Annotated in this window: 15 protein-coding genes; 9 read left to right on the top strand and 6 right to left on the bottom strand. The window is 41.2% G+C overall.

What is annotated here, in order from left to right; all coding sequences use genetic code 11:
- Nucleotides 1-60: 60 nt before the first annotated feature.
- The 3 genes from PDL71_RS17410 to PDL71_RS17400 all read right to left on the bottom strand — a co-directional run bounded on the left by PDL71_RS17410 (nucleotide 61) and on the right by PDL71_RS17400 (nucleotide 3889).
- Nucleotides 61-1380, bottom strand: coding sequence for a hypothetical protein (locus tag PDL71_RS17410; protein ID WP_407523555.1), 1320 nt, complete (start codon nucleotides 1378-1380; stop codon nucleotides 61-63).
- 85 nt (nucleotides 1381-1465) lie between these two features.
- Nucleotides 1466-2920 (bottom strand): NADP-dependent isocitrate dehydrogenase, encoded by a 1455-nt coding sequence (locus tag PDL71_RS17405; RefSeq protein WP_407523554.1) that lies wholly within the window; start codon nucleotides 2918-2920, stop codon nucleotides 1466-1468.
- A gap of 204 nt (nucleotides 2921-3124) precedes the next feature.
- Nucleotides 3125-3889 carry a biotin--[acetyl-CoA-carboxylase] ligase gene (locus PDL71_RS17400; protein WP_407523552.1) on the bottom strand — a complete coding sequence of 255 codons (765 nt, stop codon included), beginning with the start codon at nucleotides 3887-3889 and terminating at the stop codon, nucleotides 3125-3127.
- A gap of 92 nt (nucleotides 3890-3981) precedes the next feature.
- On the opposite strand from PDL71_RS17400, the gene rsfS reads away from it, so the two are divergent.
- From rsfS to PDL71_RS17360, 8 genes are all read left to right on the top strand, one after another.
- Nucleotides 3982-4389, top strand: a complete 408-nt coding sequence (gene rsfS / locus PDL71_RS17395; protein ID WP_407523549.1) for a ribosome silencing factor — start codon at nucleotides 3982-3984, stop codon at nucleotides 4387-4389.
- A gap of 131 nt (nucleotides 4390-4520) precedes the next feature.
- Entirely contained in the window at nucleotides 4521-6554 is a 2034-nt protein-coding gene (ftsH, locus tag PDL71_RS17390; protein WP_407523547.1) for an ATP-dependent zinc metalloprotease FtsH, read from the top strand.
- Nucleotides 6551-7198: a lactate utilization protein C gene (locus tag PDL71_RS17385; RefSeq protein ID WP_407523545.1), complete on the top strand. Its 648-nt coding sequence runs from the start codon at nucleotides 6551-6553 to the stop codon at nucleotides 7196-7198. The genes ftsH and PDL71_RS17385 overlap by 4 nt, the downstream gene beginning before the upstream one ends.
- 47 nt (nucleotides 7199-7245) lie before the next feature.
- Complete coding sequence (locus tag PDL71_RS17380; protein WP_407523543.1) at nucleotides 7246-7665, top strand: gamma-glutamylcyclotransferase; 420 nt, start codon at nucleotides 7246-7248, stop codon at nucleotides 7663-7665.
- Nucleotides 7666-7703: 38 nt separating this feature from the next.
- On the top strand, nucleotides 7704-8462 hold the full coding sequence (locus PDL71_RS17375) for a UDP-2,3-diacylglucosamine diphosphatase (RefSeq protein WP_407523541.1): 759 nt from the start codon (nucleotides 7704-7706) through the stop codon (nucleotides 8460-8462).
- Nucleotides 8459-9262: a hypothetical protein gene (locus PDL71_RS17370; protein WP_407523539.1), complete on the top strand. Its 804-nt coding sequence runs from the start codon at nucleotides 8459-8461 to the stop codon at nucleotides 9260-9262. The genes PDL71_RS17375 and PDL71_RS17370 overlap by 4 nt, the downstream gene beginning before the upstream one ends.
- Before the next feature lie 69 nt (nucleotides 9263-9331).
- Complete coding sequence (locus PDL71_RS17365) at nucleotides 9332-10399, top strand: mechanosensitive ion channel family protein (protein ID WP_407523537.1); 1068 nt, start codon at nucleotides 9332-9334, stop codon at nucleotides 10397-10399.
- Between the two features lie 4 nt (nucleotides 10400-10403).
- Nucleotides 10404-10937: a GNAT family N-acetyltransferase gene (locus PDL71_RS17360; RefSeq protein WP_407523534.1), complete on the top strand. Its 534-nt coding sequence runs from the start codon at nucleotides 10404-10406 to the stop codon at nucleotides 10935-10937.
- Nucleotides 10938-11053: 116 nt separating this feature from the next.
- Here the strand turns inward: PDL71_RS17360 and PDL71_RS17355 are convergent, their stop codons facing one another.
- The 3 genes from PDL71_RS17355 to PDL71_RS17345 form a co-directional block, all read right to left on the bottom strand.
- Nucleotides 11054-11575, bottom strand: coding sequence for a thioredoxin family protein (locus PDL71_RS17355; protein ID WP_407523531.1), 522 nt, complete (start codon nucleotides 11573-11575; stop codon nucleotides 11054-11056).
- A gap of 1 nt (nucleotide 11576) precedes the next feature.
- Entirely contained in the window at nucleotides 11577-12080 is a 504-nt protein-coding gene (locus PDL71_RS17350; protein ID WP_407523528.1) for a MerR family transcriptional regulator, read from the bottom strand.
- 537 nt (nucleotides 12081-12617) lie between these two features.
- Nucleotides 12618-13589 carry a M23 family metallopeptidase gene (locus PDL71_RS17345; protein ID WP_407523525.1) on the bottom strand — a complete coding sequence of 324 codons (972 nt, stop codon included), beginning with the start codon at nucleotides 13587-13589 and terminating at the stop codon, nucleotides 12618-12620.
- Nucleotides 13590-13803: 214 nt separating this feature from the next.
- On the opposite strand from PDL71_RS17345, the gene alaS reads away from it, so the two are divergent.
- Nucleotides 13804-16422, top strand: coding sequence for an alanine--tRNA ligase (gene alaS / locus PDL71_RS17340; RefSeq protein WP_407523522.1), 2619 nt, complete (start codon nucleotides 13804-13806; stop codon nucleotides 16420-16422).
- The last annotated feature ends 164 nt before the right edge of the window (nucleotides 16423-16586 follow it).

Here is a 16586-nt window from a genome sequence, read left to right as displayed (position 1 = left end):
ACACTCTTTGCTGGAAAATTCAATACTAAAATTATGTTACCCCTTTTTTAACGAAACAGTTTATTCGTTAATTGATTTAGCGTTTTGCTTAAGGTTATTCAATTTTTGCTGCACAGCTTTTGGGTTTAACCCTTTTTGTTTCAAACTGGCAATTGCCTTTTCTAATGCACCGATTGCTGCCTCTTTATTATTAAGTTTCATAAAGAGGGATGCCCTCGTTTCAAAGTAGGAGGGCGAATCAAAAAGCTCTATCGCCTTATCTGTTAGTTGTAAGGCAAAGTTGATTTTTAAGCTGTCATTAAAAAACCTGAGATAGATATTGGCAATCTCGTCAATTTCATTTCCTAACGAATTCGTTGATTTTGTAAAACGAATAGTGCGTACACCCATATTTGATTCAGCATTTTTCATTTTTTCATTACGATCAATGCTATCGATCCGTTCAAGGGAATCTTTGGAAACCTGTAAGAAATAGAAATTGGAAAAGGTTTTACAATAACTGTCAAGATTAAGCGTGTCGTTAATACCTGCGTAGTAATAAATCATTTGCTTGTACCAGCCCTTTCTGCCTGCGTTTCTATCAGGTGCATAAGTCGATGCTGTAAATGAAGCGACTCTTTGTGCCAATAAGAAATTCTTTGTGGTGATTGCTTTATTTCTGGTTTTATAAATTATGTTTTGGTTGATTCTGATACGTTCCTGCAAAGGAAGTTTTCGCCAGCAACTGTTAAATACCGCCGAGTCTTTTCTCATTATACTATCCGGAGTACTTGAAAGTAATGGAGCAGTAGAAATCAGGAACGCAACAGTTTGCTCTGTATATAATTCTTGAGGCATTAACAGTGAAAGATATATCCCGACTAAACTGTCATGTGAAATGCCCAACTCCATTTTTTTCTGAATCAATTCTTTAGTAATTCCGAGAGTAGGCTCTTCTTTTTTATAGCGGTTTTCAAGTTCTTTATGTTCTTTAAATACTTTTTCTTTTGCTATCGCCTTTTTGATTTCATTTATATATGTTTCTGCAAAAGTTGTGGATGCCGGGTACTTATGGAGCAGGTTGCCGGCATCGTTAAAGAACAGAATTCCATACTTGATCAAATGCTTTTTGCTCAAATCTTTCCATTCTGATGATTCAGGGTTGAGGCTAAGAGCAATAGTATATCTCTCTGCAACTTCCTGTACTCCTGCACCATTAAGACCTTCTTCAGCCGCAACATTACATTGAATACATTCCTCACTTTCCAAACGCACCATTACAATCTTATCAGTTTTCCTGGCTTTCTTTAACGCCTGTTCAAAGTTTATATTCTGAAAATAACTCTGTGCATTACATATTATGGGCAGGAGTAATAAAAGAATCAACCTGATGATTTTCATAAATGAAGTATTAAAAGGCAAAATAAAAAAAATCCCGATACCATAGATGTGTAACGGGATTCTTTCATTTGAAAACTAATTTATCTTACTGCCCCTGTGCCAAACTGTAAGCCTTTTTATCGCCCCACATGTTCAGTAATTCTGTTGAACAGATTTTGAAATCAACCATTGTACGTTTATACAATTCTAAAATATCAACCTGTGTTAACGGCATATCTTCAATACTTTCAAAGCGGCATCTGTATTGGTTCACCAAATTCGTAAAGATGCTTCCCTTGGGCCATACCTGTGTGCCACGGTTACTGATAGTTACCAGTTTAAATAAATCACCGGTATGTTTCAGTAATTTTTCAGCTACTTCTTTAGGCTGCTCTGCACTTTCTATAAACAGATCTACACCCACAATTACTTCACCTTCCATTTCCTTACTCATAATGAGCGGATTTTTCTCCAGCTTATAAACCGTTTGGGTAGCCGGTTTATCTTCCAGCATCGGGCGGGGATTATGAGCCGGTAATTTTCCAAAATTGCTGATGATGGCATTGGCAAACCCAGTTGTGTTTACACTTGCTTTGCTCTTATCACCAAAATCACCGGTATGTACACCGCTTTCTAAAGTGTAAAGCAAGGCGTTTTCAATCATGGCAGCCTTCTGCATCAAACCTAAGTGACGCAGCATGCCAAAACCGCTCAACAATAAGGCAGTAGGGTTGGCAATATTTTTTCCGGCAATATCCGGTGCTGTACCGTGTACCGCTTCAAAAATGCAGATATGATCACCAATGTTAGCGCTGGGTGCAAAACCTAAACCACCCACCAATCCTGCACATAGATCACTTACAATATCACCTTGCAGATTTGTAAGTACCACCACATCAAACAAATCAGGACGGCTCACCAGCTTCATACACAAATCATCAACAATCACATCATCTGCTTTCAACTCCGGGTATTCTTTGGCTACTTCATAAAACACTTCCAGGAACAAACCATCCGTAATCTTCATGATGTTAGCCTTGTGACCACAGGTAATACGTTTGGCTCCTTTTTTCTTAGCCATTTCAAACGCATATTTAATCACCTGCATACTGCCTGGGCGTGTAATAAAACGGCGGCTCAAAGCCACATCATGCGTAAGCATGTGTTCAATACCACCATAAGTATCTTCAATATTTTCACGTACAATCGTTACATCAATAGGGATGCCTGCTTTACTGAACACCGTATCTACACCATGCAATGTCTGGAAAGTGCGTTTGTTGGCATACGTATTCCATGTTTTGCGGGCAGTAACGTTTACACTTTTTACGCCTTTTCCTTTGGGGGTTTCCATGGGGCCTTTAAATAAGATACCCAGGTTTTCTATGGTGGCCTGTGCTTCTGGAGTCATACCATTACTGAAACCTTTATCAAATACCCATTTACCCATATCCACCAGCTCATATTCCAGGGGTACATCGGCTGCTTTAAAAATGTTTAAAACGGCATCCATTATTTCCGGACCAATTCCGTCTCCTTTGGCTACTGCAATCTTTGTCATATTGTTTTGATGTTTAACTGTGTAATCAAATGGTGGTAAGGTGCTGTCTTCATGGTTTTATGTTTCAACGCCCGGAAGCGTTCATCTGTTCGCCTCCATGTGCTGTTTGTTATAATGAAAATTCAACGGAATTGTTCATCGGCCGCAAAGGTAAGGGCCGGCGGTTTTGAATAATTGGATTCGTAATTAAAGAATTGAAAAATATCAGAGCATCCATTCCACTTCGCCAAATTGGAAGGTAGTAGACCCATCTGCCCCCGTCATCAACCGGCCTTGTGCATCCACGCCCTTAATGAGCGTTTCAAATGCCCTGTTGCCCTGCTTCAGTTTCATTGTTTTATTCCGGCCAAACAATAATTGGTTATAGGATTCAAAATAAGTCAACGGGTTTTGTGCAGCTTGTTCAAGCGCTGTTACTACAGCTTCCTGTAACTCAAGAGCCAGTTGTTTAATATCAGCTTCCTTGCCGGTGATTTGTTTGATAGATACCGGGTTTTGCAGAAAATCAGGGAATTGCTTCTGCAATACATTAATGCCAATGCCGGCCACCACCCAGTTGAAACTGTTGCCTTTAACCGTGGTTTCCATTAAAATGCCTCCCAACTTTCGGTTGCGCCAGTACAAATCATTGGGCCATTTAATGCCGGTTTCATCGCCGGTGTAGCGTTGCAATACGCCGGCTGCTGCTACTGCTATTGCCATTAATAGCGGAAAAGGCTGACCGGGATCTGCAAAATCAGGTTTTAACAAAATACTTACACTCAAACTTTCGCCATGGGAGCTTTGCCAGCTTTTACCTCTTTGTCCACGACCTGCAGTTTGATGATAAGCCAGTACTGCTAAGCCATTTACAGGTTCCTCATGCCCCTTTGGCAGGTGCTTTCCGCGTGCCCACCCCATGGCATAGTTGTTGGTGCTGTCCACTTCGTTCAGTTCAATGAGAGGGGGTAGGTTTTTTTTGAGGCTCATGTAAGGGAACTTTATTTAATTTTGAGCAAACAAAGTAAATGCATCTCCGCTAAAAGGAGGCACCAGTAATTATTCACTAAATAAACAGCCATTTGAGTACACTATCTCTTACCGGTACACTTAAAAAACAGTCGAAAGCAACTACCCGTATCAACAGAAACAGCAAGCTATTTAAAACTATTCTTCTGGCCGTTCAGGAAAAAAAGGCGGAGGAAATTGTAAGCCTCGATTTGCGCAAGATACCTGAGGCCGTGGCCGATTTCTTTATCATTTGCCAGGCTACCAGTACTACACAGGTAAAAGCCATTGCAGATAATGTGGAGCAAAAAGTAAAAGAAGTCTGTTTAGAGTTACCTTACCGGCATGAGGGAATGACTGCGGCACAATGGGTGTTAGTGGATTATATCAATATTGTAGTCCATATCTTTCAGCCCGAAACAAGAAAGTTTTACCGCCTGGAAGAAATGTGGAGTGATGCAGATTTACAGGAACATTTGTAAAGGAATTATTGTTTTAATCCGTCTGCTCCACCAGGCAAAGACACTTAAATTTTAATTTCCGGTGAAACATTTCACCTTTCAGTTGTAATATAACCATCAAAATACCCGAGAGGGCTAAATAAAAAAAGAAAATGAGTTTGCAGGATAACAATATGAACGAAGGCGGCGGAAAAGAACCACGTAAAACAATCAAGTTTAATATTTACTGGGTATATGCCATTATTGTGGCCATATTACTGGGCTTTCAGCTTTTTGGGCGCATGTCCCCCTCAACTGTCTCTATTTCCAGGGAGGTGTTTTTAGATAGCCTGCTTAAGCCGGGCTATGTAAAAGACTATTTGATTGTAACCAATAAAAAAGTTGTTAGAGTTACGCTTAAAGAAAATGCGTTTTCTGATCCTTATATCAATTCAAGGTTTGAAAGCCGTAAAATAAAAATTGATAAAAAGCAAGGACCTCATGTTGAGTTCAGAATTCCTGATGTAAGCAACTTTGATAAGCAGCTCAATGATTTTTTCATAGCTAACCCAACGGTGGTAAAGCCGGCATCGGATTCAAGAGAAGAAGAAAACTGGTTAAGCCCCGTATTGAGTTTATTACTTCCGGTTCTGGTATTGATTGCCTTATGGGTACTACTCATGCGCAAGATGAATGCAGGCGGTGGTGCTGGTCCCGGCGGTGGAGGTATTTTCAACATTGGAAAATCACGTGCCCAGTTGTTTGAGAAGGGCACTAAGGTTAACGTTACTTTCCAGGATGTAGCCGGTTTGGATGAAGCAAAAGTGGAAGTGATGGAAATTGTGGATTTCCTGAAGCAACCCAAAAAATACACAGCACTCGGTGGTAAAATTCCAAAAGGTGCTTTGCTGGTAGGCCCTCCAGGTACAGGTAAGACTTTGCTTGCAAAAGCAATGGCCGGCGAAGCACAAGTGCCTTTCTTCAGCATCAGTGGTTCTGATTTTGTGGAATTATTTGTGGGTGTGGGTGCCAGCCGTGTTCGTGACCTGTTCAAACAGGCGAGAGAAAAAGCGCCTTGTATTATTTTCATTGATGAAATTGATGCCATTGGCCGTGCACGTGGACGAAATGCGATTGTAAGTAATGATGAACGTGAAAATACATTGAACCAGTTGCTGGTGGAGATGGATGGTTTTGGTGGCGATACCGGCATCATCATTCTTGCTGCAACAAACAGACCCGATGTATTGGATTCTGCACTCTTACGTCCCGGTCGTTTTGATCGTCAGATTTCTATTGATCGTCCGGATGTAAAAGGCCGTGAACAAATTTTCAAAGTACACCTGAAACCGATCAAGGTTTCAGAAACCCTCGATATTCATAAACTGGCAGAACAAACCCCCGGTTTTGCAGGTGCTGATATTGCCAATGTTTGTAATGAAGCAGCATTGATTGCAGCACGTAAAGGAAAAGCAGCGGTGGATATGAGTGATTTCCAGGATGCGATTGACCGTGTGATTGGTGGTTTGGAAAAGAAAAACAAACTCATCAGTCCGGAAGAAAAAGAAATCATTGCTTATCATGAAGCAGGGCATGCCATCTGCGGATGGTTCCTGGAACATGCGTATCCGTTATTGAAGGTAACCATCGTTCCCCGTGGTACTGCTGCATTGGGCTATGCACAATACACACCTAAAGAACAATATTTGTACAACACTGATCAGTTGATTGACCAGATTTGTATGACACTGGGTGGCCGTGCTGCTGAAGATATTTTCTTTGGTAAGATTTCAACCGGTGCCCAGAATGATTTGCAGCAGATCACCCGTATTGCTTATGCCATGGTGAGTGTGTATGGTATGAATGATAAAGTAGGTAATGTAAGTTTCTACGACCCCAACCAGGATCAAACATTTACCAAACCTTACAGTGATGAAACGGCGAAGATGATTGATGAGGAAGTACGTAAGTTAATTGATGCGGCCTACGAAAGAACCAAAGCATTGCTTACGGAAAAGAAAAACGAAGTTGAGAAATTAGCGAAAGAGTTGCTGGATAAAGAGGTGTTGTTCCAGAGTGATGTGGAATCCCTGATTGGTAAACGTCCGTTTGAACACAAGAAATTATTGGATGAAAACGGTGTTGAAATTCCGCATCATGCACATGCTGCCAGCGAAATTCCTGATACTCCAAATACAGAAGCATGAGTGTTTCTCCCGCAAAGGAAAATATTCTGAAAAAAATAAGACAGGCACTGAGTCACCCGGTGCCTGTTCCATTTCCTCAAAGCGAAGGAAACAACAGTGTATTTCAACCACCGGTTGATGATATGGCTGTGCAGTTTGCACAGGAGTTTACCAAATTGCAGGGCCGTTTTGTGTATTGTGCCGATGCTAAAGAAGCTGTACAGCATTTGCTGGAGTTAGTACAAAGCAGGGCATGGTCTAAACTTGTATGCAGGGAAAAAGATCTGCAAAACCTGTTGCTGGGCTTTGCACCTCAGCTGGAATTTCATAATGCATTGCATGATAGTGATGCTTCTGTCACCAGTTGTGAATTACTCATCAGCCGTACCGGAAGTATTTTGCTGAGCAGTGCTTATGAAAGCGGCCGTACAGCGAGTGTATATGCACCGGTTCATATTTGTATTGCCTTCACGCATCAATTGGTTTATGACATCAAAGATGGATTGGTTCAGCTCAAAGAAAAATACGGCAACCATCTTCCTTCTTTTATATCGCTTGCTACGGGTCCCAGCCGCACAGCAGATATTGAAAAAACATTAGTAGTAGGTGTACACGGGCCTAAAGAAGTGTTTGTGTTTTTAATTGAAACACCTTCTTCCATTTAATTTTTGTTTCACTTTTTACAACAGTGATTTGATTGTATCTTTAAGGCATGAATACGCCTGTTATCCATTTATTTGTTTACGGTTCTTTACGCAGGGGATTTCATCATCCTGTTTTTGATTACATCAAGAACCATTTTACGTTTGTTGCTGACGGTAAGGTGAAAGGCCGCTTATTTGATTTAGGCACTTATCCTGCTGCTGTTCCCTCAGAAGAAGGATACCTGGTTGGTGAATTATTTGTAGCAAACAGCACAGAAGATTTTAACTGGGCCATCAGTCAGCTTGATGATTATGAAGGCCTGAACCCTGAAGCCGGAGAAACTGCCTTGTACAGAAGAGAAACGGTTACTGTTTACCATAATGACACTGAAACCACTGCATGGATTTACTGGTACAATGGTGCTGTAGACGGCTTCCCGGTGGTTGAAAGCGGTGATGTAATGGAGTATTTTAAAAACAGCCGTTAACGGGTTCTCTGTTCCTGTTTCTTCTTTTATATTTGGAAATGCAAGTTCCTGCGGGTAAAAAAATATACTTCCTTTCAGATTTTCATCTCGGCGCTCCCAATAAGGAACAAAGCCTGTTGCGTGAAAAGAAGCTCATTCGTTTTTTAGATGAAATACAATCCACAGCTGCTGCGGTTTTTATTGTAGGTGATCTGTTTGACTTCTGGTATGAATACCGAACTGTGGTACCCAAAGGCTATGTGCGTATTCTTGGTAAACTGGCAGCGATGACAGATGCCGGTATTCCTGTTCATTTTTTTGTGGGCAATCATGATATGTGGATGAAGGATTATTTTCAGAAAGAACTCAACATTCCTGTTTATTTTGAACCAAAGGATTTTGAATTCAACGGGAAGCTTTTTCATATTGGTCATGGTGATGGATTAGGTCCCGGGGATCATGGTTATAAAATGCTCAAGAAGATATTCCGTAATCCTGTTTGCCAATGGTTATTTGGTGTCTTGCCGCCTTACATTGGCATGGGTATTGCCAATTATATGAGCCGGCGCAGCCGTGCACAAACGGGAGCAACAGAAGAACAGTTTCTGGGTGAAGACAAAGAATGGCTCATTATTTATTGCAAAGAGGTATTACAAAAAAAGGTTTACAATTTTTTTGTGTTCGGACACCGCCATTTGCCCATCAATCATCGTCTGTCTGATAGATCAACATACATCAATCTCGGCGATTGGATCCGTTATTTCACCTACGCTCAGTTTGACGGAACAGATCTGGAATTGAAAACATACAATCCTTGAAGTTATTCATTACCATATTTTTTTTAGTTGCTGTTTGCAATACACAGGCGCAGGACAGTTCTTTTTTTACACCTGCTAAAACAGTTGAAGGTGAGTTTGTCGACTTTACGGTGGATAACTTAGGTAACTACTACCTGCTTTCCAAAGACAATCAGCTTAAAAAACTCAATAACCGTGGCGATAGTATGGGAGTTTTTAATGATGTACGTCGCTATGGCAAACTATATTCTATTGATGTTACCAATCCGCTCAAGGTGTTGTTGTATTACAAAAACTTTTCAACGATCGTTGTGTTGGATCGTTTTCTCAACATTGTGAACACACTTGATCTGCGCAAACAAAACATCTTCCAGGTAAAAGCCATTGCCCAGAGCTATGATAATAATATCTGGCTGTATGATGAGCAGAATAATAAACTCAAACGCATTGGTGAAAAAGGGGAAGTGATTTTTGAAACAGTTGACCTGCGCATCATCTTTGATGAAGTGCCATCGCCCACGCATATTTTTGACCACGATGGATTTGTGTACCTCTATGATCCGGAAAAAGGATTTTATGTGTTTGACATTTATGGCAGCTTCAAAACAAAAATTTCGTACAAGGGCTTAACGGATGTTACCGTCTTCGGTAAAACCATACTCGGCATTGAAAACAAAATCATTATTGCTTATACAACCGGAACACTTACTGAAAGAAGACTTCCCTTGCCTGCCGGTCTTGCTGATTATCAGAAAGCCATCATACAACCGGGTCATTTGTACCTGCTTCAAAACAACAGCATCAGGCATTTTACATTTTAAATCTTTAGCAGTAATGCGCCCTTAATCAATTTTAATGCTCATGAAAAGGTTTAGAAATTAATTTTGCATATGCCTGAATTTCTACAAAACAGCTTTCTTGATAATCCACTCATGAGTTATGTATGGATTGCAGTTGTCCTTATAACAATGATGCTGCTCAAGGGAGTGATCTCCCGTTTTTTATGCAGCATCCTGTATGGCTTTTTTCCAAAAGCGAAGAAATATGTGGACCGTAAACAGTTTATTGCTCTGGTATTGCTGCCTATGGAATGGTTTATTGTATGGACTGTGGTGGTATTCTCTTTGCACAAGCTGAAATTCCCCGAAGTATTAAAAGTTGAGTTGTACAAAGTAAGTACACAGGATATTGCTGATGCCATCGGTAAAATAATTCTGATTGTTTTCTTTATCCGTTTACTCATTCGTCTCATTGATTTTTTTGCACTCATCTTTGAAGTACAGGCCAATCAAACCGCTGATCAGAGTGATAACCAGCTTGTAGTTTTCTTCAAAGATTTTTTTAAAGCAGTGGCTGTTATTCTGGGGATACTACTTATCTCCCGGTTTGCTTTTAATTTTAATGTAACCAATCTCATTACAGGTTTAAGCATTGTAACTGCAGCCATTGCTCTTGCTACAAGAGAAAGTCTTGAGAACCTGATCGCCTCTTTCATCATTTTTTTTGACAAACCTTTTACAGTAGGTGATTTAGTGAAAGTAGAAGCCATTACAGGTACAGTAGAAAAAATCGGTTTGCGCAGCACAAGAATACGTACAGATCAGAAGACCTACGTTACCATGCCAAATAAAAAAATGGTGGATAGCATACTCGATAATCTTTCGCTGCGTACACAGCGGAAAGCTGAAATCAGGTTGGAGCTGAGTGTACAAACCTCTTCACAAAAAATAAATGAGCTGCTTGCAAAGGCTGAAATGCTGTTGCAACAGGAGGATGACATACAAACTCACAGCGTTATTCTGAATGATATTGGTTTAAAATCCATTACTGTTCTTGTAGAATACTTTACCAGTTCTATTGAATTCAACCGTTTTCAACAACTCAAACAAACCATCAACCTGCACTTACTGCGTGCGATGGAAGATTTACAAATAGAACTGGCAGGTAGTAAAGAGTAAATACATGCATATCCATTTTCAACCCACACTTCAAAACAATCTCGTTCTGCTGCAACCCTTACAGCAGGATGATTTTGAACCATTATATACAGTAGCAGCTGACCCATTGGTGTGGGAGCAACATCCTAACAAAAACCGTTATCAACGGGAAGTGTTTCAGAATTTTTTTGACGGGGCTATGCAATCAAAAGGAGCTATGCTTATAAAAGAAAAGGAAACAGGAGAAGTGGCAGGCTGCAGCCGGTTTTATGATTATGATGAAACAGCATCTTCCGTTTTCATCGGTTATACCTTTTTCGGACGCAAGTTCTGGGGTAAAGGTTATAACCCTGCTGCCAAACAATTGATGATTGATTATGCATTTCAACTTGTTAATACCATCAAATTTCATATTGGCGCACAAAACATACGCTCACAAATTGCTATTGAACGTATTGGTGCCATCAAGACAAAAGAAATTGAAGTAGCTTATCATGGAGAGCCGGAGCGGCTCAACTTTGAATACGAGTTGAAGAAAGAGGATTGGGGCAAGAGATAAGGGTTATTGAAAGCTTTTCATCACACGCAGGAGTAGGAGGGCACAGAGGGGAAGTAATTCATTCAATCATTTTGTATTTTCTCTATGCACCCTGTGAACTCTGTGTTCTTAAACTCCTACGTTGCCTTCATCAACACTTCGCTCAAGTCTTTATCATACATACCGCTGCTGCCAAACTCTTCAACACGACCAATTTCTTTGCCGGCTTTCATCACCACAATCGTAGGAGCTTTGGTTATGCCCAACGCTTCACACAATGAACCCAGCGTTGTTTTTTTGCGGTCAACACCAATAATGGTGATCCGTTTGGTATCAAAACCTGCTTCTGTACACAACTTCAGTAACTGGGGAAATACAATATGCGAATCTTCACACCAGGTACCGATGAATACAAGCAACTGAACGGTATCTTTTACTTCCTTTAAAGCAGTAACAGCAGCAGCGTTGGGTTTGTACCAGCTGATATCGTTCCGCATCCATTCAAAAGCTGCATCTGTTTTTAATGCATCAATACTCAGAATACCTTTGAGCGTTTTTAAACCATTCTGCGGGTCTTTTCCCACTTCATATTGAACCTGGGCGGTGGTGTTAAGTGCAAGTGTTAAACTAAAGAGCAGGGTAGCGAATAGTTGCTTCATCTTATAAATCTGCTTTGATGGTGAGTAAGAAAGATTTTATTTCCTGTAAACTTTTAATGAGATCATACCGCAGCAGAGAATCATCTTTATACTTTTTGAGATAATCCTTAGCGCCTTCAATGGTATATTTTCTTTGACGTAACAAAAAGTAAATCAGTTGCAGCTTCTTAATATCAGCCACTGTATAAAACCGATCGCCTTTTTTGTTTTTACGGGGTGTAATGTGTTTGAACTCCGTTTCCCAGTAACGCAAGGATGACGGATTGAGGTTGAACATGGCACCTACTTCGCCGATGCTGTAGTAGAGCTTTTTGCTCAGCTCATCATCAGGCGGCAACTGTACCATTTCGGCCTCGCTCACCATATCCTTCAGGCTTTTGCGGCCCCGTTTGGTTTTTGGCTTTACGGCTACAAACTGCACTACATCTTTCTGCACCACTACAGGTGCTGTAGTAGCCGGTTTGGTGTCGTCAAACTCAAATGCTATTTGGGAATTGCCTGTCATGAACCATGCAAAAGTAATAAATCAATTTTGAAGGTAATAGCCTCAAACACATTGACCGTGTTAAAGATGGATAATAAGGTAACTATAAAGATACTCATTTAGCTCATAAGCCTTGCTCCGAAGATAGCTTCGTAAAACAGGGAACAGATAACAAATGTTATGGGTGAGCCTAACACCATCCACGCAATTACTAAAGCAGCGTTCTTTTTAAGAATTTGTCGATTTCGAAACCAAACAATTAGTAGAGTTATTAAAGCGACTAATGAAATAAAAAAGCCGTGTATTAAAAGCCCATAATTGTCATCGTATTCTAAAAACCGTGCTTGATAAAAGCAATACCAACAATAGATTGTTTGAATTGCCAGCAGTAACGCTAATATGATTGTATGAGGTTTCAATTTTAATTAAGTATAAAGCCCAATTGAAAAACCGAACCCTGAAAGGAGCGTCGCAACATCGATCCCTCGAAGGCACATCTGCCCGTCCAATAAAAATCAGTGAACATCATTCTCATCAGTTCCATCAGTGATTCTTTTATCAGTCAAAGCTCTGGTTACCGGTGGCAGCTATTTTCAGCAAACGATCAAACTGCTCCGGAGTAAGATCGTTATAAAAGAAGTAGATCGGGTTGATTTCCCTGCCATTTTTATGTACTTCATAGTGCAGGTGCGGTCCGGTACTTTTACCCGTGCTGCCCACCCAGCCAATCACTTCGCCTCTTCTCACTTTTTGTCCAGCCCTTGCTTTTATACGTACCATGTGACCATACAATGTTTCATAGCTGAAACCGTGATTAATCACCACATGATTGCCATAGCCATTGCCGGTATTGCCCGCCAGTTCCACCACGCCATCAGCCGTGGCATACACAGGCGAACCTTGAGGTGCTGCAAAATCAAGCCCTGCATGAAACTTGGTGGTTTTATAAACAGGATCAATCCTGTAGCCAAAACCACTGGCTAACCGGTTTAGATCTTTATTGCTCACGGGTTGTATAGCAGGTGTGGCTGCTAAAAGTGCCTCCTTATTCTTCACCATATTTTCAACCGCATTAAACGACTTTGACTGGGCAAATAACCTGCTGCTGAGATTTTTAATCTGGTTGATGATGGACGTGTTCAGCTCTTTATCTGAGAGTGTGGCTATCAGCCTTTCTTCCTGCTGTTTTTCCATCATTTTGGCTCGGGCACTGTCGGGTATGGGGCTGGCTTCAAAGATGGAGCGGTACACTTCATTATCCCGTTTTTCAATTTCACGGAGTTGTTTACTCATCTGCTGTATTTCCTGCTGCACCAGGTCAAACTTATCCTGTATGCGTTCGTTTTCCTGCAGCAGTTTCTTTTCATTGGCGCTGGGGAAATAGCGGTAGGCAATCTGCATAAACAAGAAACCCGTTACCGCCACCGCAGCAATAAAACTGAACACCCGCAGCAGTTTTACCCGCAGGGGAGTTACCAGTTTCTCATACCGGAGTGTATTGGTATTATAGAAGTACTTTACTTTTTTCATTTACCCCAACCCTCGTGGGAACATTTTTGCCTTCAGCTGAAGGAAGTTCATGAACAATATGGTTGTGGTGCTTTACGTAGCCAGCAATTTCACAACTTGATCACCGCCTGTAATCTGAATCAGTTTACAAGGCTTACCTTTGCCGCCATTGATTTTTGAAGGCTGACAAATATAGTCGCTTCCCCTGCAAAAATCAACCCAAACCTTTTTTTGTATGATGATGACCGCAGCCCAAATACGTCAGCAGTTTTTAGACTTTTTTGCTTCCAAACAGCACCAGGTGGTGCCCAGCGCCCCTATTGTAGTAAAGAATGACCCCACTTTGTTGTTTACCAATGCAGGCATGAACCAGTTTAAGGATTACTTCTTAGGCAATAAAAAACCCGTGCATCCACGTATTGCCGATACACAGAAATGTTTGCGGGTGAGCGGCAAGCATAACGACCTGGAAGAAGTAGGCGTGGACACCTATCACCATACCATGTTTGAAATGCTGGGCAACTGGAGCTTTGGTGATTATTTTAAAACGGAAGCCATTGCCTGGAGTTGGGAATTGCTGACGGAGGTATATGGTATTCCCAAAGACCGTTTGTATGTAACCATTTTTGAAGGTGATGCTAAAGAAGGATTACCCAAAGATGAAGAAGCCTGCAATGAATGGAAAAAAGTAATTGCGGAAGACCGCATTTTGCTGGGCAATAAGAAAGATAATTTCTGGGAGATGGGTGATACAGGACCTTGTGGTCCCTGTACAGAGATACATGTGGATTGCAGAACAGATGAAGAACGCAAACTGGTGGATGGAAAAACACTGGTGAACAATGATCATCCGCAGGTGATTGAAATCTGGAATAATGTATTCATCCAGTTCAACCGGTTGAAAGATGGTTCACTGGAGCAATTGCCTGCCAAACATGTGGATACAGGTATGGGTTTTGAACGATTGACCCGTGTGTTGCAGAACAAACAAAGCAATTACGATACAGATATTTTCACAGGTACGATTGCTGCTACAGAAAAAATTGTTGGCAAAATCTATAAAGGTGGAGATGATAAAGAAAGTGTAGCTTTCAGGGTATTGGCCGATCATATCCGTGCTATTTCTTTTACCATTGCTGATGGACAATTGCCAAGTAATACCGGCGCCGGTTATGTGATCCGTCGTATTTTAAGAAGGGCGGTTCGTTATTATTATTCTTACCTGGACTATAAGCAGCCTTTATTACATCAGTTAGTTTTTGTGTTGGCTGCACAGTTTGAAAACGTGTTTCCTGAATTAAAAGCACAGGAAGGTTTTGTAGCCAAAGTGGTGAAAGAAGAAGAAGAAGCGTTTTTGCGAACACTGGAAAAAGGCCTGAAGCGTATTGATGATATGATCGCTTCAGCAAACGGTGGAGTTATTGAAGGAAAAGCAGCATTTGAATTATTTGATACTTATGGTTTCCCCATTGACTTAACAAGATTGATTGCATCAGAAAACAAACTGAGCATTGATGAGAAAGGTTTTGAAACTGCATTGAATGAACAGAAAGAAAGAAGCCGTGCTGCTACCACGCTTGATACAGAGGACTGGGTGGTATTGAAAGAAGCGGAGAATAAATTCATTGGCTATGATTCACTGGAAACAAAAGCTGATGTACTCAAATACCGAAAAGTAAAAGCAAAAGGCAAAGAGCATTACCAGTTTGTATTAAGTGCCACACCGTTTTATGCAGAGAGCGGCGGACAGGTAGGTGATAAAGGTGTGCTGATCTTTGATGGAGAAGAAATTGCAGTTACTGATACCAAAAAAGAAAATGATCTCATCATTCACTTTACTGAGAAGCTTCCTGCTACCATTGCTGCTGGTGTGGAAGCAAAAGTAAATCCGTTACAACGAAAGCATACTGAACTCAATCACTCAGCTACGCACTTAATGCATGCTGCCTTACGTACCGTGCTCGGTACCCATGTAGCACAAAAGGGTAGTTTGGTGAATGATGAATATTTACGTTTTGATTTTTCGCATTTTGCTAAACTAACAGAGGAAGAGTTGCGGAATGTAGAAGCGATCGTTAACGAAAAGATCAGGGCGAATATCCCGGTAGTGATCAAATCCATGCCCAAGGAAGAGGCGATTGCTTTGGGTGCTATGGCTTTGTTTGGTGAAAAGTATGCAGATGTAGTTCGGGTAGTGATTATGGACCCTAACTACTCCATTGAGTTATGTGGTGGTACACATGTAGGCAGCACCGGTGAAATTGGTTTCTTCAAATTCACTTCTGAAAGTGCAGTAGCGGCTGGTGTGCGTCGTGTGGAAGCTGTAACAGGATTCGCAGCGGAGCAATTGATAAATACCCAGTCTGTGTTGATCAGTGAAATCCGTGAGCTGCTTAAAAATCCAAAGGATCTTACGAAAGCAGTAGAGAGTTTGCAATCAGAAAATGCAGAGCTGCGTAAAAGGCTCGAAGGTTTGGAAGCACGCCAGTTGGTAGCCATCCGTAACGAGCTGTTGCAGAAAGATGAAATCATCAATGGTGTAACCTTTGTAGGTGATATCATTGAAGTGAGCAATGCAGATGCGCTCAAGAAAATCTGTTTTGATCTGAAGAATAATCTCAACGATTATGTAGCAGTGCTTTGCGCCAATATCGGCGGCAAGCCTTTTGTGGCCGTTGGCATTTCAGAAACTGTGGCAGCTGCTAAACAATTAGATGCAGGCAAGATCATCAAGGAATATATTGCCCCGCTCATTAAAGGTGGAGGTGGCGGACAAAAAACATTGGCCACAGCCGGTGGCCAGGAAGCTGGTAATTTGCAGACAGTGATTGAAAAGGTGAAAGGATTATTATAAGTAAGCGATTATGTCTAACGAGCCTCGGAGAGGCGTAACGTTAGTAGGGAAAAGCAGATAAGCAAAACAAGCCCCATCAGGGCGAAATGTTACGAATCTGAACTGTAAACATGTCGCTCCTACGGAGCTTAAGCTCTTATTATTTGATTGTACTACTGACATCA

It is taken from the genome of Lacibacter sp. MH-610 (genome assembly GCF_045780045.1).
In the GTDB taxonomy this organism is placed as follows: domain Bacteria; phylum Bacteroidota; class Bacteroidia; order Chitinophagales; family Chitinophagaceae; genus Lacibacter.
Note: the sequence above shows the minus strand (reverse complement) of the source record. Positions and strands in the feature narration are given on the sequence as shown.

Coding starts and splice junctions, on each gene's coding strand:
- alaS (WP_407523522.1), top strand. CDS start 13,804: ATGATGATGACCGCAGCCCAAATACGTCAGCAGTTTTTAGACTTTTTT.
- PDL71_RS17345 (WP_407523525.1), bottom strand. CDS start 13,589: ATGAAAAAAGTAAAGTACTTCTATAATACCAATACACTCCGGTATGAG.
- ftsH (WP_407523547.1), top strand. CDS start 4,521: ATGAGTTTGCAGGATAACAATATGAACGAAGGCGGCGGAAAAGAACCA.
- PDL71_RS17385 (WP_407523545.1), top strand. CDS start 6,551: ATGAGTGTTTCTCCCGCAAAGGAAAATATTCTGAAAAAAATAAGACAG.
- PDL71_RS17350 (WP_407523528.1), bottom strand. CDS start 12,080: ATGACAGGCAATTCCCAAATAGCATTTGAGTTTGACGACACCAAACCG.
- PDL71_RS17355 (WP_407523531.1), bottom strand. CDS start 11,575: ATGAAGCAACTATTCGCTACCCTGCTCTTTAGTTTAACACTTGCACTT.
- PDL71_RS17405 (WP_407523554.1), bottom strand. CDS start 2,920: ATGACAAAGATTGCAGTAGCCAAAGGAGACGGAATTGGTCCGGAAATA.
- PDL71_RS17380 (WP_407523543.1), top strand. CDS start 7,246: ATGAATACGCCTGTTATCCATTTATTTGTTTACGGTTCTTTACGCAGG.
- PDL71_RS17375 (WP_407523541.1), top strand. CDS start 7,704: ATGCAAGTTCCTGCGGGTAAAAAAATATACTTCCTTTCAGATTTTCAT.
- PDL71_RS17410 (WP_407523555.1), bottom strand. CDS start 1,380: ATGAAAATCATCAGGTTGATTCTTTTATTACTCCTGCCCATAATATGT.
- PDL71_RS17360 (WP_407523534.1), top strand. CDS start 10,404: ATGCATATCCATTTTCAACCCACACTTCAAAACAATCTCGTTCTGCTG.
- PDL71_RS17400 (WP_407523552.1), bottom strand. CDS start 3,889: ATGAGCCTCAAAAAAAACCTACCCCCTCTCATTGAACTGAACGAAGTG.
- PDL71_RS17365 (WP_407523537.1), top strand. CDS start 9,332: ATGCCTGAATTTCTACAAAACAGCTTTCTTGATAATCCACTCATGAGT.